The sequence below is a fragment of the Bacteroidota bacterium genome, assembly GCA_013360915.1.
In the GTDB taxonomy this organism is placed as follows: domain Bacteria; phylum Bacteroidota; class JABWAT01; order JABWAT01; family JABWAT01; genus JABWAT01.
The window spans coordinates 1-20,071 of the sequence record JABWAT010000029.1 but is presented as its reverse complement, the minus strand read 5'-3'; the positions used below and the strand labels follow the sequence as shown (position 1 = coordinate 20,071).

29 protein-coding genes are annotated in these 20,071 nt (G+C 48.4%); 21 read left to right on the top strand and 8 right to left on the bottom strand.

All coding sequences use genetic code 11. The features are described 5' to 3' along the window. From HUU10_15265 to HUU10_15240, 6 genes are all read left to right on the top strand, one after another. Positions 1-281: hypothetical protein (locus HUU10_15265; GenBank protein ID NUQ82962.1), on the top strand; the 281-nt coding region annotated here is incomplete at its 5' end. Then, entirely contained in the window at positions 271-900 is a 630-nt protein-coding gene (locus tag HUU10_15260) for a hypothetical protein (protein NUQ82961.1), read from the top strand. The genes HUU10_15265 and HUU10_15260, both read left to right, overlap by 11 nt. A 17-nt stretch (positions 901-917) precedes the next feature. Beyond that, positions 918-1,253, top strand: coding sequence for a DUF1064 domain-containing protein (locus HUU10_15255; protein ID NUQ82960.1), 336 nt, complete (start codon positions 918-920; stop codon positions 1,251-1,253). Further along, the gene (locus HUU10_15250; protein ID NUQ82959.1) at positions 1,250-2,017 is read left to right on the top strand and encodes a 3'-5' exonuclease; all 768 of its coding nucleotides are present in this window, start codon (positions 1,250-1,252) and stop codon (positions 2,015-2,017) included. The genes HUU10_15255 and HUU10_15250 overlap by 4 nt, the downstream gene beginning before the upstream one ends. 50 nt (positions 2,018-2,067) lie before the next feature. Further along, positions 2,068-3,831 (top strand): ParB/RepB/Spo0J family partition protein, encoded by a 1,764-nt coding sequence (locus HUU10_15245; GenBank protein NUQ82958.1) that lies wholly within the window; start codon positions 2,068-2,070, stop codon positions 3,829-3,831. A gap of 86 nt (positions 3,832-3,917) precedes the next feature. Further along, positions 3,918-4,118 (top strand): hypothetical protein, encoded by a 201-nt coding sequence (locus HUU10_15240; GenBank protein ID NUQ82957.1) that lies wholly within the window; start codon positions 3,918-3,920, stop codon positions 4,116-4,118. A gap of 65 nt (positions 4,119-4,183) precedes the next feature. Here the strand turns inward: HUU10_15240 and HUU10_15235 are convergent, their stop codons facing one another. The 3 genes from HUU10_15235 to HUU10_15225 all read right to left on the bottom strand — a co-directional run bounded on the left by HUU10_15235 (position 4,184) and on the right by HUU10_15225 (position 5,447). Beyond that, the gene (locus tag HUU10_15235; GenBank protein ID NUQ82956.1) at positions 4,184-4,429 is read right to left on the bottom strand and encodes a hypothetical protein; all 246 of its coding nucleotides are present in this window, start codon (positions 4,427-4,429) and stop codon (positions 4,184-4,186) included. Positions 4,430-4,611: 182 nt separating this feature from the next. Then, positions 4,612-4,953: a hypothetical protein gene (locus HUU10_15230; protein ID NUQ82955.1), complete on the bottom strand. Its 342-nt coding sequence runs from the start codon at positions 4,951-4,953 to the stop codon at positions 4,612-4,614. Further along, positions 4,950-5,447: a SocA family protein gene (locus HUU10_15225; GenBank protein ID NUQ82954.1), complete on the bottom strand. Its 498-nt coding sequence runs from the start codon at positions 5,445-5,447 to the stop codon at positions 4,950-4,952. Before HUU10_15225 ends, HUU10_15230 begins: the two co-directional genes overlap by 4 nt. 389 nt (positions 5,448-5,836) lie before the next feature. Between HUU10_15225 and HUU10_15220 the strand changes: the two genes are divergently transcribed. Genes HUU10_15220 through HUU10_15210 form a run of 3 tightly spaced genes read left to right on the top strand, consistent with a single transcriptional unit; the run spans position 5,837 to position 8,116 of the window. Continuing rightward, the gene (locus tag HUU10_15220; GenBank protein NUQ82953.1) at positions 5,837-7,105 is read left to right on the top strand and encodes a DNA cytosine methyltransferase; all 1,269 of its coding nucleotides are present in this window, start codon (positions 5,837-5,839) and stop codon (positions 7,103-7,105) included. Continuing rightward, positions 7,066-7,785, top strand: coding sequence for a methyltransferase domain-containing protein (locus HUU10_15215; protein NUQ82952.1), 720 nt, complete (start codon positions 7,066-7,068; stop codon positions 7,783-7,785). Before HUU10_15220 ends, HUU10_15215 begins: the two co-directional genes overlap by 40 nt. A gap of 37 nt (positions 7,786-7,822) precedes the next feature. Beyond that, the gene (locus HUU10_15210) at positions 7,823-8,116 is read left to right on the top strand and encodes a hypothetical protein (GenBank protein ID NUQ82951.1); all 294 of its coding nucleotides are present in this window, start codon (positions 7,823-7,825) and stop codon (positions 8,114-8,116) included. Here HUU10_15210 and HUU10_15205 read toward each other — a convergent pair. The 5 genes from HUU10_15205 to HUU10_15185 all read right to left on the bottom strand — a co-directional run bounded on the left by HUU10_15205 (position 8,102) and on the right by HUU10_15185 (position 13,412). Further along, positions 8,102-8,665, bottom strand: a complete 564-nt coding sequence (locus HUU10_15205) for a phage virion morphogenesis protein (protein ID NUQ82950.1) — start codon at positions 8,663-8,665, stop codon at positions 8,102-8,104. The genes HUU10_15210 and HUU10_15205 overlap by 15 nt on opposite strands. A gap of 157 nt (positions 8,666-8,822) precedes the next feature. Next, positions 8,823-10,043 (bottom strand): minor capsid protein, encoded by a 1,221-nt coding sequence (locus HUU10_15200; protein NUQ82949.1) that lies wholly within the window; start codon positions 10,041-10,043, stop codon positions 8,823-8,825. Further along, on the bottom strand, positions 10,033-11,718 hold the full coding sequence (locus HUU10_15195; protein ID NUQ82948.1) for a DUF935 family protein: 1,686 nt from the start codon (positions 11,716-11,718) through the stop codon (positions 10,033-10,035). The genes HUU10_15200 and HUU10_15195 overlap by 11 nt, the downstream gene beginning before the upstream one ends. Position 11,719: 1 nt before the next feature. Next, on the bottom strand, positions 11,720-12,976 hold the full coding sequence (terL, locus tag HUU10_15190) for a phage terminase large subunit (protein ID NUQ82947.1): 1,257 nt from the start codon (positions 12,974-12,976) through the stop codon (positions 11,720-11,722). Beyond that, positions 12,927-13,412 carry a hypothetical protein gene (locus tag HUU10_15185; GenBank protein ID NUQ82946.1) on the bottom strand — a complete coding sequence of 162 codons (486 nt, stop codon included), beginning with the start codon at positions 13,410-13,412 and terminating at the stop codon, positions 12,927-12,929. The genes terL and HUU10_15185 overlap by 50 nt, the downstream gene beginning before the upstream one ends. Before the next feature lie 167 nt (positions 13,413-13,579). On the opposite strand from HUU10_15185, the gene HUU10_15180 reads away from it, so the two are divergent. From HUU10_15180 to HUU10_15125, 12 genes are all read left to right on the top strand, one after another. Beyond that, positions 13,580-14,008 (top strand): hypothetical protein, encoded by a 429-nt coding sequence (locus tag HUU10_15180; GenBank protein NUQ82945.1) that lies wholly within the window; start codon positions 13,580-13,582, stop codon positions 14,006-14,008. 34 nt (positions 14,009-14,042) lie between these two features. After that, positions 14,043-14,999: a hypothetical protein gene (locus HUU10_15175; GenBank protein ID NUQ82944.1), complete on the top strand. Its 957-nt coding sequence runs from the start codon at positions 14,043-14,045 to the stop codon at positions 14,997-14,999. Between the two features lie 4 nt (positions 15,000-15,003). Continuing rightward, positions 15,004-15,378 (top strand): DUF2190 family protein, encoded by a 375-nt coding sequence (locus HUU10_15170; protein NUQ82943.1) that lies wholly within the window; start codon positions 15,004-15,006, stop codon positions 15,376-15,378. 28 nt (positions 15,379-15,406) lie between these two features. Next, positions 15,407-16,333 carry a phage capsid protein gene (locus HUU10_15165; protein ID NUQ82942.1) on the top strand — a complete coding sequence of 309 codons (927 nt, stop codon included), beginning with the start codon at positions 15,407-15,409 and terminating at the stop codon, positions 16,331-16,333. Between the two features lie 66 nt (positions 16,334-16,399). After that, complete coding sequence (locus HUU10_15160) at positions 16,400-16,705, top strand: hypothetical protein (GenBank protein ID NUQ82941.1); 306 nt, start codon at positions 16,400-16,402, stop codon at positions 16,703-16,705. Beyond that, positions 16,702-17,517 carry a hypothetical protein gene (locus HUU10_15155; GenBank protein NUQ82940.1) on the top strand — a complete coding sequence of 272 codons (816 nt, stop codon included), beginning with the start codon at positions 16,702-16,704 and terminating at the stop codon, positions 17,515-17,517. Before HUU10_15160 ends, HUU10_15155 begins: the two co-directional genes overlap by 4 nt. A gap of 214 nt (positions 17,518-17,731) precedes the next feature. After that, positions 17,732-17,923, top strand: a complete 192-nt coding sequence (locus HUU10_15150; protein NUQ82939.1) for a hypothetical protein — start codon at positions 17,732-17,734, stop codon at positions 17,921-17,923. Next, on the top strand, positions 17,923-18,357 hold the full coding sequence (locus HUU10_15145; protein NUQ82938.1) for a DUF1320 domain-containing protein: 435 nt from the start codon (positions 17,923-17,925) through the stop codon (positions 18,355-18,357). The genes HUU10_15150 and HUU10_15145 overlap by 1 nt, the downstream gene beginning before the upstream one ends. Next, entirely contained in the window at positions 18,354-18,794 is a 441-nt protein-coding gene (locus HUU10_15140) for a hypothetical protein (GenBank protein ID NUQ82937.1), read from the top strand. Before HUU10_15145 ends, HUU10_15140 begins: the two co-directional genes overlap by 4 nt. Positions 18,795-18,797: 3 nt before the next feature. Continuing rightward, entirely contained in the window at positions 18,798-19,031 is a 234-nt protein-coding gene (locus HUU10_15135) for a hypothetical protein (GenBank protein NUQ82936.1), read from the top strand. Next, positions 19,024-19,473, top strand: coding sequence for a hypothetical protein (locus HUU10_15130; GenBank protein NUQ82935.1), 450 nt, complete (start codon positions 19,024-19,026; stop codon positions 19,471-19,473). Before HUU10_15135 ends, HUU10_15130 begins: the two co-directional genes overlap by 8 nt. Beyond that, positions 19,470-19,922 carry a lysozyme gene (locus tag HUU10_15125; GenBank protein ID NUQ82934.1) on the top strand — a complete coding sequence of 151 codons (453 nt, stop codon included), beginning with the start codon at positions 19,470-19,472 and terminating at the stop codon, positions 19,920-19,922. Before HUU10_15130 ends, HUU10_15125 begins: the two co-directional genes overlap by 4 nt. Positions 19,923-20,071: the final 149 nt, after the last annotated feature.

Below are 20,071 nucleotides of genomic sequence, written 5' to 3'. Positions count from 1 at the left end.
CCGGGAAACCGGATGATCTGGATGCGGTGATCCGGTACGGTGAAGAGATCGGATTGCCACTGACTGAATGCCAGAAATTCTTCGACCACTTCACCTCGAACGGGTGGAAGGTTTCGGGCAAAGCCACGATGAAGGACTGGAAAGCAGCCCTGAGAAACTGGAAGCGAAACGGAGACCAATATGCACAACCAAGCACCCGTACAAGCCGGAGGGTTACTCCAGCAGGTTTTGGACCAACAGCAAAGATTCCAGAGGGCAAGGAGTACCGACGTGACTGGTGACACTCCTTCGTTCCAGGAGTCGAAACGGTATTTCCTGATGGTAGCCAGGCAGCTCAATCCGGGGTACTGCATTGACGAACACAACGCCGATGCCATTGACGAACTGATCCGGTATTTCTCCCGATACCAGGAAGGGTCACTGGACAAACGAAAGGGCATCCTCCTGATGGGGCCGGTGGGAACCGGGAAAACCACCATCATGAAAATCTTCATCGAGATCGTTGGCCGATCCTACGGAGGTACAGAACTCCAGCTCTTCAACTGCTTCCGGCTTTTCCAAGCGGTCCGGGATGGCAAGGACAAGGGCGATGCCATCATCAACCGGCTGAAGGGCAAAGGTGTAGCTGAGCAAAACCGGAAGGTCGGCAGGATCATGGAGCCGGTACTGGATGACATCGGCATGGAGCCAATCGTGAAGGATTTCGGGAACGACACCCATCTGTCACTCGAGATCATTTACGACCGGTACGACCTGATGGAAGCGACCGGTGCCCGGACTCATGGCACAACCAACCTGACCACCGAAGAGCTGGAGGATGTACTTGGCACCCGGGCATACGACCGGATGAGGGCCATGTTTAACCTGGTCCTGCTCGATGGACCATCGAGGCGAAAATGAAATTCCCGAAAGTGCCCATGAGGAAATATCGCAATATCCCGGTGGTAATCGATGGAATCCGGTTCGATTCGAAGGGAGAAGCCCGTCGGTGGGGTGCCCTCAGGTTGCAGGAAAGGGCAGGGTTAATCGATCAGCTCGACCGGCAGGTATCCTTCACCCTGGTTGAGAAAACGGCTCAGGATAGAGCGGTGACCTATCGGGTGGATTTCACTTACCGGAAGGCCGGCCGGTTAATCGCGGAAGATTTCAAGGGCTATGAAACGAAGGAATTCAAACTGAAAGCAAAACTCTTCCGGGCAAAATACCCGGAGTACGACCTGATCATCACAAACAGCAAAGGCATGAACCAATGAAACTCACACTCACCCGGCCACTGGCCGTGATAGACCTCGAAACAACCGGCACCGATCGGATGAATGACACCCCGGTGGAAATCGCCATCCTGAAGATTTTTCCAGACGGAAGGCGCCAAGCCGGATCCATCCGGATCAACCCAATCATTCCTATCAAACCGGAAGCCACCGCCATTCACGGAATTACCGATGAGATGGTGGCTGGTTGCCCAACCTTCCCGGAGATCGCACCGAAGATCATGAGCGCCTTGTCCGGGTGCGACTTCCTCACCTTCAACGGGAACCGGTTCGATATCCCCATGCTGGTTGAACACATGCTGCGGGAGGGATATGACTTTCCGGATCCAGCTGCACGGTTCATCGATGCTCAGGTCATTTTCCACAAGAAGGAGGAACGTACCCTGGCCGCGGCTTCAAAGTTCTACCTTGGGAAAGAGCTGGAGAATGCCCACTCGGCAGTGGCCGATGCTACTGCCACCTATGAAGTATTCCAGGCACAGCTGGAACGATACCCGGACCTGCCTTCTGACATTGAGAAGCTGTCAGAGTACAGCCGGCAAGGTAGGTTGGTAGACTACGCTGGCCATCTCATCCGGGACAGCCAGAACCGCGTGATTTTCAATTTCGGGAAGCACAAGGATAAACCGGTCACCGAGAATCTGGACTATGCCAAGTGGATGCTGGAGAGCAACTTCCCTCTGGACACCAAGAGGAAACTGAAACAGATCATCGACCAGGTTGAAGTCCCAATGTTCGCGCGGTGATCTGATCAATCCCAACACCAACAATTCAAAGCTAAACACCAGGAGAAAACATGCATCACACCATCACATATCTACCCATCGGGCAGATTGTTCCAAACCCGAAAAACCCGCGGAAAACTATCCGCGAAGAGGAGCTCAAGGAACTGGCAGAATCAATTAAATCGGTCGGAGTCCTGCAACCCATCATAGTCCGACCGGATGGCGATTATTACGAACTGGTCTGCGGTGAGCGCCGGTTCAAGGCTTCTACCCTCGCCAGCCAGACCGATATCCCTGCCATCATCCGGAATCTGACCGATGATGAAACCATGGACCTGATGATCACAGAGAACCTGCAGAGGAAGGATGTATCGCCAATCGAGGAGAGCGATGCCTTCCTGAATCTGGTCCAGTATCGGGGATATGATGTTAAGGCGCTCTCAGCCCGGTTCGGGAAATCTGAATCATACATCAGGCACCGGATGAAACTGGCTGACCTGATCGACGGATTCCGGGACCTGTTAGCAAAGGATATCATCACCATTGGCCACGCACTGGAGATCTGCAAGGTGTCAGCGGAATACCAGAAGGATCTGCTGGAAGATGAATTCGGAAATACTGAAACACCCTATTGGGATTGCCCAACCGTTGCCAACCTGCGGCAGACCATTACCCGGCAGTACATGGGTGATCTCGCAGAGGTGAAATTCGACACTTCAGATCCGGACTTGCTCCCATCGATGGGCGCTTGCACGACCTGTCCATTCAACACTGCATCGGATACCCTGCTCTTCCCTGATGCCGGAACCGGCCGGTGCCTGAAGAAGGAATGCCTTGATCAGAAGGAAGCGATCCACCTTGAGAAACGGATCAAATACCTGGTTGAGAATGAGCCGGAAGTACTTCTGCTTCACGGATACACCTACAATGAAGAGAAAAAGAAAAAGGTGAAGGAGCTCCAGGCAGCTGGCTACCCAGTTATTCAGGATTCGGACTGGATCAAGATTCACCCGCCAATGCCTCCAGATCCTGAGGACTTCGATTTGACAGGTGAGGAGGACCGGGAACGATTTGAATGGGAAAAAAGGGAGTATGAATCAAACCTTGCAGAATACCACGAAGACATCAAGAGTCCGGGCGCCCGTCGGTTTCTGGATGTGTTCGACGCTGAGGAAGGATTCTGCAGACCATCACTGGCAAAAAAGAAAGCGGCAACCGCCCCTGCAACCAACTCCACGGATCCAACCTTTGCCCGGAAGGAATCAATCAGGCAGGAAATTGTCTCCCTCGAGGACCAGTTTATACGGAATGGAGAACTCCAGGATCAGAAGGTATTCGAAGCTGTTGAGGAAGCGTTGAAGAGTTCAGACTATAAGTACGACCAGAACCTCATCTTTTCTTCTGCAGAGCGGGATGCTCTGGCTCTGATCATGCTGAAAGATGTGGCCGGTGGTTACATGAACGATGGTCTGACTGAGGAAATATTCGGTGCCAAAGAACGGTATATCTCAAACCACCGGTATTATGAGGTCATCGGAAGTCTGACCGAGGCTCAACGGGCAAAGATCACACGGGCTTTCATCCTTCATCACCTTGTCGAGAATCATTCCGGGCCGGACGTATCCGGAAGCAAGAGTGAAACCAAGATGCTGTTTCAACTCGTGGAATCAACGATCCCGGATCTGGGATACTCAGACCTGCGGAAAGCGGTCGAGGACAAATACCGGAAGCGGAACCAGACGATCAGCGAGAAGTTGGCTACCCTGCGGGATGAACTGAAGGCGCTTGAAGAGAAGCCGGCCGGGAAGGGGAAGAAGAAGGTAGTGGCCGCTTAGGCGGCCATGCTTTATCCTGCTAGGTTTATGGTTAAATTGCATTTGATTTAATTTATTCTTCAACTCAAACCCATCTGAGCACGGCTATGACATTCAATACCGAACTGATCTGCAACAAATGTATTCATCAACGGGCCTTTGCCTGCGCAGCCTTTCCTGATGGTATCCCAGATGAAATCCTCACGGCAAATGCACATCATCAACCACTTCCCGGTCAGGGTAATGATCTTGTTTTTAAAGTGGGAGAACCGAGCGAGGATGAGTACTTTTTTGATACGCCTGTTTGAGTAACAAAAAAGGGCTGGTGTTTAGCCAGCCCTTTCCCACTTATATTGATATTGAATCAAATAAATCAAGGTTCTTCGATAACTTTCAAACTTATATCAAATTCTTCTCCAAATACCTGTTTCATTCGAGTGATAATCCAGCTCCCTTTGTCTGAAACACCTTGTGGTATAACCTCATTTGAATTATACAATATCAGCAAACGTTGCCCCGATAATTGGTCATGATGGTGGGCAGATGATATTTCCTGTAAATTAAAATTCCAAGTAATTAAATGAAAATCCGCAAAAAAGTGTTTGGTGGTAATTCCCATACTATAGGTAATGCATATTAAATACACAATTCTTTCTTTGTGTGATACTCTTACTCTGTATGGTATAATATCCTGTCGCATGGTTAACCATTATTTAACTACCGAGTCAGTATTAACTTCTTCTTCTTTTTTGCTTTCCTGAAAATATTGTTAATGTCAAGTAAAAAATAAATCCAGATCGATCAAGTATCATAAACACGAAAACTTTCTTCGCTGTAAATTGATTGTAAAATAAGGGTCAATAAGCCAATATAGTTCAGCATTACTGAACCCAGTAATGTGTAAATGACTCCAGATTCAATTTGGAAACTGATTACTTTGGAAAACCCGTTCGCGATAATTAACAAAAGAATGACTACAAGGTACCCAACAGTAAGATAAAATATTCTATTTGCAAATTTATCCCGATGTTCCAGTTTTTGTGAATTAAGATCATTATTTTCAATTACTTTTTTTTCTTTTCGCGCCTTTTCGCCAATCTTTTGGGGAATGTCTTGTGTGTTAAAAAAATCACTAAAACTCATGACAATCGCTCTCTGAAATAATCATAAATAAGATTGTCATCGATATCTTGACCAAACCTAACCTTTGTTCCACCTTCCGTTGCAATGTGCCATGGTGAACCTTCAGAGTGAGTTGCATCTGAAAGCTGGAATCCAGTAAAATTTTTATAGGTCCTCCATACCTTTTCTAAAAACTCAACATCCTCAGCATCTGTCGGAGGATCAACTTCAGTATAGCCATATATATTAGCAAAATGTGGCTTTTTCTTGAGTGGCTCTGTAATTATTTCATCACCATAGGACTTGCATTCATGGTAAATACTTGGAACAACCGGCCCATACTTCCAAGCTTGAATTGGTTCGGAGAATAATTGGCTTTGAGCTGATCCTTTTACTGCCAAATACCAGCCGTAGGCATAGTAAAGAAGTTTTTGAAGTTTTAGATGCCCTACCTTAATATTCTCTTCTTTTGCCTTTAAAATGAAGAAATTGGCAATTTGAATTGGATTATACATAATACCCTCACATACAATATTAAGGCTTTCGGAAGAATGTTGCAATATATAAAAATACTGTATATAATTACAGCATATGCAATTTAAAACCCGTAAGATTACCGACCTCGTCCCAGCCGAATACAACCCCCGGCAGGCCACCAGAGACCAGATTGACCACGTCCGGAAGTCCCTCGAGACCTTTGGTTTCGTCGATCCGGTCATAGTCAACACTCACCCTGACAGGAAAAACATCATCGTTGGCGGCCACCTCCGGCTCAAGGTTTGGGCCGAGATGGGCCACGATGACGTCCCCACTGTTGAGGTATCCCTGCCTTTGGAGAAGGAGCGCGAGCTTAACATCCGGCTTAACCGAAACACCGGGGAGTGGGATTGGGATAAGCTAGCCAATGAGTTCGAGATTGCTGAGCTGGTGGGATGGGGATTTGAAGAATCCGAGTTCAAACTGGATTCTCCCCAGTCAGACAAGATCAACCCGCCTGACGATTTCCCGGAATACAGCACGGAGATCCCGACTGATCACAAATGCCCGAAGTGTGGATATGAGTGGAGTGGTGACCCAAAGTAACCGGCCCCAATACATTGTACCCACCATGGCGGAAATCGCCGATCTGCCCTGGAATGGCTTCCAGGTTGCTTCCACCTTTAGCGGTGGTGGTGGATCCTGCTTAGGCTACCGGATGGCCGGGTTCAAAGTCGTCTGGGCAAATGAGTTCATTCCCGCGGCCCAAGCCACTTACAAGGCCAACCACCCGGATTCTTTTCTGGACACCAGGGATATCCGAAAGATCACACCTGAAGAAATCCTGCAAACTGTCGGTCTAACAGTGGGAGACCTTGACATCTTTGATGGCTCCCCACCCTGTGCTGCTTTCTCCACTATTGGCCAGCGGGAGAAATCCTGGGGTAAAGTAAAGCGCTACTCTGATTCCGCCCAGCGGGTCGATGACCTTTTCTTTGAGTATTCACGGTTACTCAAAGGCCTTCAGCCAAAGGTGTTCATTGCTGAAAACGTTTCCGGTCTCATCAAGGGTAAGGCAAAGGGATACTTCATTGAGATACTGAATGAATTGGCCGCATGTGGTTACCGGGTAAAGGCAAAGCTACTTGATGCTTCCTGGCTGGGTGTTCCTCAGTCCCGTGAGCGGATCATCTTCATGGGTGTTCGGAATGATCTCAGGTTGGACCCGGTTTACCCGAAACCACTCCGATACCGATACACTCTGACTGATGCTATAGTCGGTTGTGAGGGGTTTCCTTCAACACCATTAAAGCCGGGTTCGAAGCTTCATACCCTTTACCACCACGCCACACCGGAAGTTGGTGGCCGGTTCGAGGATGCTTACAAAAAGCTGTATGGGAAGCTGTCCTATTTCAATTACTCCCGCGGGTTGTGGGACAGGCCGGCACGAACAGTTGTTCAGGGTTCACAATGCCTGATGCATCCAGATGAAGCCCGATCATATTCTATTCCAGAGCTCAAGCGGCTATGCTCCTTCCCGGATGATTTCAAACTGGAAGGTTCATTCCCTCAACAGTGGGAAAGACTCGGCCGATCGGTACCACCGGTCATGATGGCACACATTGCAAAGACAGTTCAAAAGGAGATACTTGAAGTATGGAAATCGGGAACGGCATCAACCCCGGTCGTTGGATGAACTTCAACGGAGATGTACCCATGAAGTTTGATGAACATGTGAAGCAGTCGATACCCGGCTACGACCGGGTAATGGAGAAGATAGGCTTCATCAGTCAATTCTTCATCATGGATGGATCAAATTATCTGGACATCGGATCCAGCACTGGTCGAACAATTTTCGAGGTGGTCAATAATAATTACGGGAAAAAATTCCAGGTTGACGCAGTGGACAAGAGCCCGGAGATGGTTCAATTCCTACGGGACAAATGGCTCCAGTCAAAACCGTGGGTGCATGAGTTCAATGCCTGGAATGTGGATATCCAACAGTTTTACCCGGCAAAGAAATATGATCTTGTTGTGGCCAGTTTGGTTTTGCAATTCATCCGGCCAGATCACCGGCAAATGCTCCTCGATGTTTTCAACGCCTCCCTCATCACCGGTGGGTGTCTGCTTTGGTATGAGAAATGCAGTGAGGAATCGGCAACTGCTACCGAGGTCAATAAGCAATATCTGAATTCATACAAGAAAAGCGCCGGCCTTTCACATGCTGATATCCTGACCAAGGATGAAACGCTTCGCGGCGTGATGAATCCCCGATCATTTTCTGAGAATTTAGAGATGCTTGAGGCTGCCGGATTTTCAGAGGTTTCAGTGATTGATAAAGACGGAACCTTCACTTTATTTATGGCCATTCGATAGCAAACCAATTCATTGAATTACTGCGTATATTTGCAGTATGAATTGGATCCACGAAATTGATATTTCCGATTTACTTACCGGCGATCTTCAACTGATCAAGAACTCCTGCGGCGCTGAGATTGCTGTCGCACTGATGGAGCGGTTACCGAAAACCAACCTTTACATTTCCGAAAAACCGCTGTACGAAGCGAAGCGGAGATACATCCGGCAGAAGTTCAACGGTGGGAACGTGAAGGAACTGGCGAGAACCCTCCGGGTTTCGGAGCAATTTGTTTACAATACCATCAACCAGAGGGCATCAGACCCGCAGCCCGATCTATTTGGCAGTTAAGTAGTTCAAGAAGATTTCCCGGATTTCCTCAAAATCCTCATCGTTGATATCCATGAACGGCCGGGCAGGCATGCTCACCGTGTAACTGGCCACCGCTTCTGACCTTTGAACCAGCTTGTGCCTTTTCCCTGCAAAGACCGCGAGGTTAGGATAACCCGTCTGGCGTTTGAGCTTCCCCGACTTATCGGTCCTCAGTTTGGTCACGATGGTCCGGGAAATGTTGATGGTTCCCCCATAGTGGTGAATCCTGGCGTACTCCAGATTGGTGCCAACAATCCCGGAGGAACTGGTAGAGCTGGTCGTGAACGACCTGGCCAGATCCCCACGTACCTGCAGAATCTTCCCCGGCCATTTACCTTGCTTTGCCCGTTGCTTTTTCCGCTCCGCCGAAAGGTCCTTCCACGGCGCACCGATGTGAGCACCCTCAGTCCGGAAGTTTTCTTCCACAGCCTTCTTCGCTTCAGCAGTGGCAACCCTCATGGGCTTCTCCAGGCTGGCGAGCTTCTCCCGAAGGATCTGTACGGTTGGTGGGATTTTTACTTCAATCATGGCTGGTCCTGTTGACAATAATTTGGTTTAATGGTAGATTCAAATCGAGCAGCGAGATATCAACTGCACCGTTCGGCAATAGTTGGTTGAAGTCGCTATGAAGGGAACGGCCTTCAAAAGTGGTCCCTGCATAAGAAAGGTGGTTCAGCCACCTTTTTTATTTTATGTCTTCCCCATAGATAAAAAGTACGCCTTGACGTTTTTTATTAATATTATCTGTTTCAACCTGCATAACATTGTAAAGTAGTCCACCGTCCCTATTTATCTGCACACTACAAAGAAATGAGTGTTCTCCTTTAAAAAGACCCAGATACTGACGGCGTATTTCTCCGTCAAAATCCTTTGCCCAGATTTCAAACGGATGTTCGATTGTTGGTATAACAAAATTTGCATACCGCTCCCTTGAATCTTTCCGCTTTTCAACCAGATGTTTCATTTTCTCATGCGTAATGGCAACATGCTCAATTGGCGACTTTAAAACACGAACCGGATTTTGGTCATCAACCCCAAAAACCTTTTCAAGTACCTTAAGCGCTAATTCAACGTCATCGGCAATCTCAAGTATTTCGGGTTGTTCCTGGAATTGCTCTTTTTTCAGTTCCCTAAATGACGGGCGACCGATATCGGACCACTTCATCGTAGGGAGTTCATTCCGACAGGACTGATTGTCTTCAGAAAATTGATTCTTCAGATCCGCGCACTCGGGAAGCATTCCCTTTTTGTCCCACAATGCCGATTTCCCCGGGTTGTAATCAAACCCGTTTACCGGCTGGTCAACGTCATCTGGGATCTCGGTGCTGGGCTTGATTCCCCTCCGCTTCAGATCACGTTCGCTCCTGGCCTCCACTCGCGCCCGGCAGCCGAAGTGGTTGGGCGGATAGAACCGATCCCAGACCGGATGATCGATTGGATACGCCTTCCCGTTCAGGTCTTTGCAAATCACCGTGGTCGATGCATCCATGACCGAAACATATTCCAGGTAGGGGTTGGCATCCTTGGTGGCCTCCTGCTCTTTCCATCTGCCAGCCATGTATGCAGACTGGATATTTGCCCGGAAGACAGTGGCGACCCTGGCCGGCTGCGGAATCCGGTCCCGATCCAGTTCCTTCACAAAGGATTGCAGGGTCATCCCATCCGCAGCCGCCTTTTCCAGCTTTGCCTTGAGGGCTGAGAGAATTCCGATCCGGTATTCACCCGAAATTGCAAAGGCTTTCGCTTTTGCTTCTGCTGTGGCAGTGGTCCAATCAAAGTCCACACGGATCCCTTTTGACTCGAGGAACCGGATTGCTTTCTCCGGAGGAAGGTCAAAGGCATCCCGTAGGATCGTCGTTTCAAAGGTTTCCGACCGGTCTGCAAAGAGGAAACTATTACCGGGCATTGATCCTGCCCCACACTTCAGAAATGAAGATGGCCCGTTCAATCACTTCCTCAATCTGATCGGTTTTCAAATCGGGATAAACAGATCCCAGTTTCAGAATGGCCTCATCAAAATCAGAGGATTCTTCCAGCAGCTTCATGATAGGACCGGAAACGCCGGCCAGTTTGCCAACCTTGGGGATGGTAGCCGACATCAATTCATCAATGGCGTCCTGATCCGGGAAAGATGGTTCCTTGAATTCAGGCACCGGTTCCTTTACAGGCTCAGAGGCTACCTTTGGTTTCACCTTTCCTGCAGAGCCGATGACCGCTTCTGCCTGCTCTTTGGTTAACCCGAAAAAGACCATCAATTGGTTGACACCCGAATCCCTCGGCATCTGTCCTACGGTGACCTTCTCAACGATGGAGGAAGCCGCGGTGACCTGAGCTCCATTAAGCACAACAGCCGGACCGGATGGGGAGCCAGTGGGATCTTCACCAGCACCAGGTGTGGCGATCGGTTGAAGATCATCATCTTCAAAACCGTAATTTCGTTTGAAGTAATCGGTGGTGAATCTGATCAACCCGGTTTTCACCAACAGTTCATCGCGTTCCGCGAGAGCTTTATCCACATCCTGTTCTTCGTAAAGAATGAAGGATGGAAGTTCACTGCCCGGGAAGTTGTACTCGCTGACCAGTGCAATCAACCGGTTCATTGTTTGTTCAACGATTTTCCGGTATGACTCAATGACCGTGGTCTGGTGTTCGGAGTGAGTCTGGCTGGCCGCGTAACTTCCAACCTTTCCCAGCTCTGTGGTGGTCGTTACAGTCAGGACCGCCTTTGAAATTTCCTTGTTGTAGAATTCGACACCGCGTTCATACAGATCAACTGAGGCCGATTGCTTGAAGTCCAACACATTGACAGTTGAACCGATTGGCATGACGGCTACACCATCCTGTACCATCGCAGAAAGCATTTCCAGAACAGCTGCCCGTTTCCCCTCATCCTCGAAGTCAGCAGAGCTGATGAAGGCATAAATGTGAGGCATCCCGAATTTCTCGGTCATCTTCAGCCAGAATTGCTGGATTCCCTTTTTAAACGATACCGGCCAGAAGCACCGGGACAGAACCTTCTCACCATACGGGTTCTTATAGCTCGGCTTGTTCCTCGCCAACAGGAAATTGTTCATCGGGACTTCAATCCCTTTTCCTGGGTAATCCTTATGGAGAAACCGGAGTTCATTCTGATCACCGAACACAAACCATTCCTGGGGCTTTCCGACTACATCAGCAGGAACCATCAGTGAATCCCGGTACTCCCACCGGATTTCCAGAACCGAATAACCGAACAAAACGGCATCGAGGATTTCCCCGATGATCCGGTTCATATCCAGATCGAGGAACATTTTCCTGATTGCCTTGGCCTGCCTGGACTTTGATTTTCCCCGGTCGATATCCCACTCCATCGACAGGATTCCGGATTTCATCTGCTCAACACAGGCGAAGAGATGCGGATCCGAAAGTAATTCCCGGTAAATCCTGACTGAGTTCCCCGTCTTCCTCAGAACCGGATCCGGATCAGGGAGATATCCGAAAAGTGAGGTAAGATCATCCAACGATGTTGAACGGGATGCAATCTCCATTGCCTTACTTTTCTTTTCGGCAAATGATTTATGTTGTTTGCGGTTGCTGCTCATTTTAATATCCTGCTGTAAGTGAGTGAGATTTTCGAGTTCCGGAAGTCGCCACCTTCAATGTGGCTGCCGAGGTTTTCATGTAGGTGATTGCTTGGGAAAATTGGTCCACCTGGTCATCGTGTTCACCGTTCGGGAAGTCCTCCAGTTCATTCACGAAATCATGGACCCATGGAGCATTGTCGGGAAGAAACACTCTGCCCGATTCGGTAGTGGGAGCAACAGAGTGCGCACGTGCGATTTTATCATTTTCAACCGGCACACCAATCACCGGGAGAGAGGTTGTTCGCAGTTCCTGAATAAGCGATTGCCCGGATGCTTTGTCCTCAATGAGAACGACTGCGGGATTCCATTTTTGATACAGCGACTGAGCGACCCGTTTCAATTCTGGAAACTCAACTCGACCCCTCCAGAGATCGAGCATGTAGAAACCAAGTGGCGTTTCAGCATAAGTGCCGCAGACGGAAAAATCATTCTCTTCGTTTTTCTTGAAGGCTGTATCCCAGGACTGAACAATCCGATTAATGACCGGTGGTAATTCGGTATAATATTTCCACCACTCCCGGCGCAGGATCCCGGTTCCCTGACTGTCTGTGAACTCTCCGAAAATTTCCTGTTTCCGGACAGCAGCAGAGGTTTCCCGAACCAGCTCATCGATTTCCGATTTGGCGATGAAGGGATTGGTATAACTGGAGAAATTAAATGCCTGCCATTCCCCGGATTCATTTTTCTGAGCACGTTCGTACAGTTCATAAAACAGGTGCTTTTCGCCTTTGTGTCGCTTGCCCTTTGGAGTGCCGCCAATGATGATGTTCGCCTTATAGTCCATTGCCATCGGCCGGATGGCGTTCTCCCACAAATACCGGTCCTTCAGAATAATCCCTGCCTCATTCAGGAGGATAAGTTGATACCCGAATCCTTCCAGATTTTCCGGACGGTCAGCAGACCTCAAATCCATTACGGAGCCGTTGATTACCAATTCCTTTCGCTGTTGTCTGTACTGCCACATATCCCGCGGTAAATGCCTGAGCACAGGCATAAAGTACCGGCTGATATACCGGTCGAGATTTGAATTCACGGTGTCAACCCAGAGAATCGGTGAAACACCATCGAGCATCTGTTCAATGGAGAAATTGGCCAGACCCCGGGTGTAACCCCACCGCCGTCCTTTTGCAACAACCTTGTACCTGGCCTTCGATTCGAAGAAGATTTTACTCTGATTCGCGTGGTAGGTCACTGGTAAGGTTACCAGGTTGCCCATGAACAATCTTCCTCTCAATCGATACGGTTACAGCGGCTTGAATTTCTCCGCCATCTTTTCCGGTCACTTCATGTCGTTCCACATAAAGCCCGAGTAAAGCATCCCGGTCCTTCAGTGCTGCTAATTCGCTTCTGAGATCACCTGACCTTCGAGCCCTCCGGATAATTGATTCCCGGTCGAGAATCGACAATTTCAATTTATCTGCGAGACCCTTTTCTGTGATCTCAGCCAGTTTCTCGAAGGCCCATGAAACATATTTCTTCGCCTGCCGGTCGCTGACCCCGTACCGCTCTCCAACTTTTCTCCATAAATCTGATCTCCGGACGCGGATCAGGTTTGGTTTCTCGAGCAATAACTCGAGCACCTCATCGACACGCATTTCAATGCTTGCCCGCTTTTCCTGACCCCGGAGTTTTCTCTCATTTATTTCAGCCATTAAGACAAGGAACCCCTAATCTAAATGACACAAAATACCGGGTTTTTCCCTTCTGCTTTCAGTAAACGGTTTAGAAAATCATTTAACGGAACGTGAATAGAAATAAGACAACATTTGCACATCATCCGTGGTGAAATACCACACCAATAAACAAGAAGGAGACCCCTGTGAGAAAAGAACTGCTTACCCTGTCCGTGATTCTGACCATGCTGGTCGGTGTTTCATTTGCCATCCCAACGCCCGAACCTGATCCCCTGCCGAGCCTGGTTCCTGAAATCATTCAGCTCAGCTGTGTGGATTATTCTGATTTGATTGTGGATCTGGAAGGTAGCGGAAATGGAATTTCTGATCTGGCTGAAATTGATGCGATCCGGACGGAAACCGATTTGTATCAGGATGTTAACTATTTCAATCCCGGCGCATTTCGATGGTCCAGTTTTTACCTGAATTACCCTGAATCAGATTCCAATGAAGTTCCCGGATTTATCAGACCAAAATTATTTCTGAGTGTGAGTCCGACTGACTTGGTAAATACGGCTTTTTGGGCAATGAAAAATAACCGGGTCCGATGGAGCGAAAAAACCGCTCTGGCCTGAATTGACCTTTTTCTGAACGCAATCCGGAGTGATCATGGATCAATGGTTTGAAGTATTCCGAATCGGCAAACACACCGATTCCGCTGGCAATAGCCGGGAGTGGACTGAGGCCGATCTCGACCTCATCGTTTCCAATTATCGGGCAGAGGAGCATGAGGCTCCAATTGTCATCGGTCACCCGAAGGACAACGATCCTGCCTATGGATGGGTTGAAGCGCTGAAGCGAGAAGGATCCATTCTTCTGGCCAAGGCAAAACAGGTTGTCCCTGAATTTGCCGAAGCCGTGAAAAGCGGATTGTTTAAAAAGCGGTCCATCAGTTTATATCCTGACATGACTCTGCGGCATGTTGGATTCCTGGGTGCAGTTCCTCCGGCGGTTAAGGGATTAGCCGATCTGCAATTCGCTGATAAGGAAATCCCCGTTGTCATCGAGTTCGGAGAAGATGCACCGGCGCAGGAGCCAGTACAGCCGGAAGTCCCAATGGTATCTAAAGCTGAATTTGATGCACTTCAAAAGAGGCTTGAATTATTTGAATCCCGGTTCGCCGAAATGTCCACCCAACAAATCGAAGATAAACAGCGGTCCAATTGGTTGAACCGGGAAAAACTTTCCTTCCAATCCTACCTGCTCGACCGCTTGCAATTCGGAACCATCACCCCGGCACAGAAAACTCAGATTGAAAGTCTGGTGGAAGTGCTTGATGGATTCACGTTCAAATCTGTTGGAGACCAGGGCGGATATGCTGTTGAATTCTCTGAAGGAAAAACAGCCAACCCATTCGACCTGCTGAGGAAATTGGTAGACACCTTCCCGAAGCAGATTGAATTCACGGAAGTGGCCACCGGTGCGAATGCCGGTCCAGCTCCAAAGGAAAAGAGTCCGGTCGAGATTGCGCGGGAGGCGCAAAATTACCAGGAAGAAATGCGGCGCGGTGGTGTAAATATTTCCATCTCAGACGCAGTTGATCATGTAATCAAAAACAAGGAGTAAAGAGATGGCGAATAAGAACCCGCTTCTCATTAAAACCCTCACTGCTGCCGGTACTGTAAACCCTTACCGGATTGTGAAGGATGGAACTGGAATGGTCCAGGCTGCCGCGGCCACTGACAAACTTTTCGGCGTTGCTGAAGGTACCAAGTCAGTTGCCAGTGGTGAACGGATCGATGTCATCGTAGCCGGGATTGCCCCGGTTGAATACGGTGGAAACGTGTCCATTGGTGATCTGCTTACCTCAGACGCCAACGGCAAAGCTGTTGCGGCCGCACCATCGGCTGGATCGAATAACCGGATCATCGGGATCGCTTATGAAGCCGGGGTTTCCGGTGACATCGGTTCCGTGCTGATTAGCCAAGGTTCCGTTCAAGGCTGATAATCAATTTTGAGTAGGAGTAAAGAGAATGTCTAAAGCCCCATTTGTTATTCAGCCTGACCTCACGGCTGTTGCCATCGCCTATCGGAATCAAAACCTGATTCATGAAAAGGTGTTGCCTGTTCTTCCTGTTGGAAAGCAGGATTTTAAATACCAGGAACACACAAAAGCTGATGGTTTTACTGTTCCTGATACCCGTGTCGGCCGGAAGGGAAAACCCAACGAAGTTGAGTTCACCCAAACCGAAAAAACCAGTTCAACCGTGGACTACGGTCTGGACTATCCGATCCCTCAATCCGACATCGACAATTCGGGAGACGGATATGATCCCCGAAAACGTGCCGTTGAAGGGATCATGGATCTGGTGAAGCTGGACCGGGAGAAGCGTGTTGCCGATCTGATTTTTGCCGCAGGCACATACCCTTCAGGGAATAAGGTGCAACTGTCTGGAACTGATCAGTTTTCGGACTTTTCCAACTCCAAGCCAATCATTAAAATCACCGATGCTCTTGAGACTCCAATCCTCAGACCAAACATTGCTGTGATTGGTCGTTCGGTATGGGCAAAACTCCGCCAGCATCCTGACCTGGTAAAATCGATTTTTGGTAACAATCAAAACGCCGGTCTTATTACACTCATGCAATTCAAAGAATTGTTCGAGTTAAATGAGGTGGTTGTAGGTGATGCGTGGATTAACACAGCAAAGCCTGGTCAGACTGCCAGCTATTCCCGAGTCTGGGGTAAGCACATGGCGTTCCTGCATCACGCCAGTTCTCTGGCAAGTGGTGTGGCCACCTTCGGTTTCACTGCCCAATTCGGCCAACCGATTGGTTCACAGAACGAAGATGCCAACATCGGCCTGCGGGGTGGTGTTGTGGTTCGTGCCGGTGAGTCGGTCAAAGAAGTAATTTCCGCCAGCGATCTTGGGTACTTTATCCAGGATGCGATTGCCTGATGGATGGTCGGCCGGCCGGAGTGATGCCCGGCCGGTTTTTTTTCACCCCCATTTTTTGGAGAACAAATGCCTGATTACGAATGGTCTGTTAAAACAGCTTTGAATATCAGCAGTGGTGCAGAGGCCGTTTATGGCCCTATTACTGCCGGGACTCAATACATTATCGTTGATGCAGACTCAGAAGTTTACATCCGGTTTGATGGCGTTGCCACTGCAAACCAGATCGATTCAGCGAATGACGCCAGGTGGCCTGCAAAGACACCGGATCCGATTGCTATACCGGCAAAAGCCGGAGTTTCGGGAAGCGTGTATTTGCATGTAAAGCAGACGGTTTCAACAGCCAGTCAAAAGGCCAGAATTGTTGAGTTATGATGAACTTTCAACCGGCCAGAAAAAAGCCCTTCAAAATAAAAAAGAAGGTCACGGTTGACCCGAGTTTTGATTCAGATGCCCAGGCATTTATCACTGCTGCTGGAATTTCAGATTCTGCAATTCAGAATGCAGTAAACAGTTTGGTTTTATCGCTGAAGTCAGCAGGGATTTGGAATGATCTGATTGCCTTTTATCCGTTTGTTGGTGGTAATGCAACGGCCCACTCCTATAACCTGAAAAACCCAGCCACATTTCAAGGAACCTTCGTTGGTAGTCCAACGCACAGCGCTGATGGTGTAGCCTTCAACGGCACATCTCAATACATGCAGACCGGTATTATTCCATCCACCAATCTGGGATTGAATTCCGGACACCTGATGGCTCATATCAAAACAGCGAGCACAACCACTGGAAGGCGGGTCATGGGAGCAAAGGCTGCGAGTGATTATTTCTGCGAGTTGGTACCGCTTGGAACGTCTTCAAATGTTGGTGCAAGGATAAATGGTCTTGCTTCGACCAATGTGGTTTCTTCCACTGACCAGGCTGGTTTCTTTTTGGCTTGGAGGAAAGTATCAACTGAAGCCGTACATCAAAAAAATACAACACAGGGAACCGATCCAAGTATATCAACCGGGCGCGCTTCGGTTGAAATTCTGATTGGTTGTGTAAATGGAAATGGTACTCCCCAGTCACACATAGCTAATACAGTTTATGGAACTTCAGTTGGCACTGCTGACGGTTTCGATTCAGCAGTCGGTCTTTCATTTAACCAAATCATGGCTGATTTCAAAACGGCCCTTGGGAGAGCATAATGCTGTCATACTATTTCATACTTAATCAAATATTCATCGATCAAAACCAAGGTTACCAATCGGGACCGAACATCTTCAATGCTGTCCAGGATAATCAAGGACGGTGGGTTTGCTCTGTCAATTCAGTGACTGAGTTCCCGGAAATCTTTGAGGGCAATGCCTTTGAAGTAGTTGGATTAACAGAAAATGACTTTCCACAATTAGGAGAATAAAAATGGCCAATAAGAAGGGCACCCAGAAGTACATCGTTTCCGGAATCGATATCTGGAAGGATGGCAAATTATTGAAGGAAGGATCTGCTGTTTTTCTGACGCCGGAGGAGGCAAAAGGCCTCTCTGTTGTCGCAGTTGGAAAAGCCGATGATGATCAGGGCGATTCCGGTTCCGGCGAAGGCGGAGACGAATAATGCCATATTGTGCCACCTCGGATATTCAGGCGTTGATTACACCAGCGATGGTACTTCAACTGACCGATGATGATAAGGACAATAGTCCGGATTCATCGGTGATTGACAGCCGTATCCAAATGGCCGATACAATCATCGACTCGAAGCTCGCTCAAAAGCATCAGGTACCATTTACTGTTGTCCCAAGTTTGATTAAGGAAATTTCCTCGAGGATTACTGCCTACCTGCTTTATGAGCGGAAGACACTCGGGGAAATTCCACAGTCAATAATTGATATGCGGAAGATGGCAATGGATTGGTTAGATCAAATCGCGGCCGGTGAGATGCAACTCCCGGTTTCCTCGGTTTCACCTTCAACTACTACATGGAAAAATCAGTCAAATAAAACTTCGGATTCAAAAATGTTCACCGATGAAATACTGGAGTCATTTTGATCAAGGAATTTCGGGATGAGCTGATTGTCTTCATGCAGGGAAAAGTTCTCGGGGGATATCCGAAAACCGTTAAAGCCTACAATGGAGAACTTTCCCGGCTGAAGGAGCTGGCCATCGATGTTCCCGCAGTACTGGTTCATTTACCCGAAGGTGATTTGGTCGGCAAGGATGCGCTGGGAAAACGGGTGGCAGTTACGCACACCGTTGATTTTCTGTTGATCTGTGTTAACCGGAGTGGCGCCACAGCCTTAAGCGATGAGCTCTTTACCCTGATCGATTGGATGATTGATCAATTACGTGGATCCACTCTGACTGCTGATGGGGTGATCTACACCCTGGCCGGCGATGGTATTAAATACACCACCAGTCTTGATGACTTCGGTGAAGTGGGATTGGCGGTTGGAATTGTTACAACGACAGTTAAACAAGTTGCATGAACCATGGACAATAAGGCAATTACTTTGAAATCGGTATTCGACATCATTACAGGATTTCCAATCATTGGATTTTTCACCGGATTCTGGACTCAGCTTTCAGCCGCTGAAATCATTGCGATCAAGACCGCGATAATCACCCTTGTTGTTCAGACGCTTCTGATTGTGTTTAAGGAAATGTTTGTGACCTGGTGGAGAAAGCGCCAGCAGGCCAAGGTGATCGGAGATGATGATGTTTGATTGGATAAAGGGCCAGCTCGGAACCTTGATTGAAAAAACCGGAGAGGCAATCGACCGGAATGTCACCAGCGACGAAGAGCGGTTAAAGGCAAAAGCTGAATTGCAATCCATCGTGAATTCCCACATCCAGAAGTTGGAGGAAGAAACCACCAAACGGATGGGACTGCAAGCGGAAGAAATGCAATCGGCAAGACAAATGTATCTGCAGAATTCCTCCCTTCAGAAAGCCTATGCACTGACCTTTTTGATAGGATACATCCTACTGTCTGTTGCTCTGATCCTGATGTTCCTTGGAAAGGCCCAGCTGCCATCAGAGGGAATCGCCATGATCTCAACAATTTTCGGTGCAATGAGCACGAAGGTTTCTACCATCACTGATTTTCTTTTCGGTTCCTCTCTTGGTTCAAAGATGAAGGATTCCAAATCCGGGAGCGCAACATGAGGACCGGACAAAAAGGACTTGACCTGATCAAAGCTGAAGAAGGCTTCCGGTCGAAAATGTATATCTGCCCAGCAGGTTATCCCACAATTGGCTATGGTACAGTGATCGACACCAAGGAAGAGGACTATCTGAAATACACCCAGATCACTCCCATCGAGGCAGAGGGATTACTTAAAAGGGATCTGGAAATATTTGAGCATGCAATTAACCAGTTGGTCCGGGTCAGAATTAATCAGGATCAATTTGATGCCCTGGCATCATTCGTTTATAACCTTGGTCCGGATAATTTCCGGAAATCCACTTTACTCAGACTGATCAATCAGAACCCATCTGACCCAACCATCTGGAAAGAATTCCAGAAGTGGGTCCATGCAGGCGGAAAAAAATTGCCCGGGTTGGTCCGTCGCCGGGAACGTGAAGCAAATCTCTACTTTTCAAAGGAGCAATAAACCATGGCACAACCCAAAAGCCGAATCATCACGAAACTTGAAATCCGAAATGTGGCGTCCGGCGGAAACGTTGGAAACTCTGCGTTCGGCACAGCTAACCTTGAGCTGTACAATGTCGCAAAGGAAAGCAAAGGGATTTCCTGGAAGGG

Excerpts from the sequence above, each read along its gene's own strand:
- HUU10_15195 (NUQ82948.1), bottom strand. The coding sequence starts at position 11,718 with ATGAGCAGCAACCGCAAACAACATAAATCATTTGCCGAAAAGAAAAGT.
- HUU10_15130 (NUQ82935.1), top strand. The coding sequence starts at position 19,024 with ATGTTTGATTGGATAAAGGGCCAGCTCGGAACCTTGATTGAAAAAACC.
- HUU10_15145 (NUQ82938.1), top strand. The coding sequence starts at position 17,923 with ATGCCATATTGTGCCACCTCGGATATTCAGGCGTTGATTACACCAGCG.
- HUU10_15170 (NUQ82943.1), top strand. The coding sequence starts at position 15,004 with ATGGCGAATAAGAACCCGCTTCTCATTAAAACCCTCACTGCTGCCGGT.
- HUU10_15135 (NUQ82936.1), top strand. The coding sequence starts at position 18,798 with ATGGACAATAAGGCAATTACTTTGAAATCGGTATTCGACATCATTACA.
- HUU10_15245 (NUQ82958.1), top strand. The coding sequence starts at position 2,068 with ATGCATCACACCATCACATATCTACCCATCGGGCAGATTGTTCCAAAC.
- HUU10_15240 (NUQ82957.1), top strand. The coding sequence starts at position 3,918 with ATGACATTCAATACCGAACTGATCTGCAACAAATGTATTCATCAACGG.
- HUU10_15185 (NUQ82946.1), bottom strand. The coding sequence starts at position 13,412 with ATGGCTGAAATAAATGAGAGAAAACTCCGGGGTCAGGAAAAGCGGGCA.
- HUU10_15200 (NUQ82949.1), bottom strand. The coding sequence starts at position 10,043 with ATGCCCGGTAATAGTTTCCTCTTTGCAGACCGGTCGGAAACCTTTGAA.
- HUU10_15235 (NUQ82956.1), bottom strand. The coding sequence starts at position 4,429 with ATGGGAATTACCACCAAACACTTTTTTGCGGATTTTCATTTAATTACT.
- HUU10_15155 (NUQ82940.1), top strand. The coding sequence starts at position 16,702 with ATGATGAACTTTCAACCGGCCAGAAAAAAGCCCTTCAAAATAAAAAAG.
- HUU10_15250 (NUQ82959.1), top strand. The coding sequence starts at position 1,250 with ATGAAACTCACACTCACCCGGCCACTGGCCGTGATAGACCTCGAAACA.
- HUU10_15225 (NUQ82954.1), bottom strand. The coding sequence starts at position 5,447 with ATGTATAATCCAATTCAAATTGCCAATTTCTTCATTTTAAAGGCAAAA.
- HUU10_15205 (NUQ82950.1), bottom strand. The coding sequence starts at position 8,665 with ATGATTGAAGTAAAAATCCCACCAACCGTACAGATCCTTCGGGAGAAG.
- HUU10_15220 (NUQ82953.1), top strand. The coding sequence starts at position 5,837 with ATGAGTTCGAGATTGCTGAGCTGGTGGGATGGGGATTTGAAGAATCCG.
- HUU10_15230 (NUQ82955.1), bottom strand. The coding sequence starts at position 4,953 with ATGAGTTTTAGTGATTTTTTTAACACACAAGACATTCCCCAAAAGATT.
- HUU10_15160 (NUQ82941.1), top strand. The coding sequence starts at position 16,400 with ATGCCTGATTACGAATGGTCTGTTAAAACAGCTTTGAATATCAGCAGT.
- terL (NUQ82947.1), bottom strand. The coding sequence starts at position 12,976 with ATGGGCAACCTGGTAACCTTACCAGTGACCTACCACGCGAATCAGAGT.
- HUU10_15215 (NUQ82952.1), top strand. The coding sequence starts at position 7,066 with ATGGAAATCGGGAACGGCATCAACCCCGGTCGTTGGATGAACTTCAAC.
- HUU10_15255 (NUQ82960.1), top strand. The coding sequence starts at position 918 with ATGAGGAAATATCGCAATATCCCGGTGGTAATCGATGGAATCCGGTTC.
- HUU10_15175 (NUQ82944.1), top strand. The coding sequence starts at position 14,043 with ATGGATCAATGGTTTGAAGTATTCCGAATCGGCAAACACACCGATTCC.
- HUU10_15125 (NUQ82934.1), top strand. The coding sequence starts at position 19,470 with ATGAGGACCGGACAAAAAGGACTTGACCTGATCAAAGCTGAAGAAGGC.
- HUU10_15165 (NUQ82942.1), top strand. The coding sequence starts at position 15,407 with ATGTCTAAAGCCCCATTTGTTATTCAGCCTGACCTCACGGCTGTTGCC.
- HUU10_15150 (NUQ82939.1), top strand. The coding sequence starts at position 17,732 with ATGGCCAATAAGAAGGGCACCCAGAAGTACATCGTTTCCGGAATCGAT.
- HUU10_15210 (NUQ82951.1), top strand. The coding sequence starts at position 7,823 with ATGAATTGGATCCACGAAATTGATATTTCCGATTTACTTACCGGCGAT.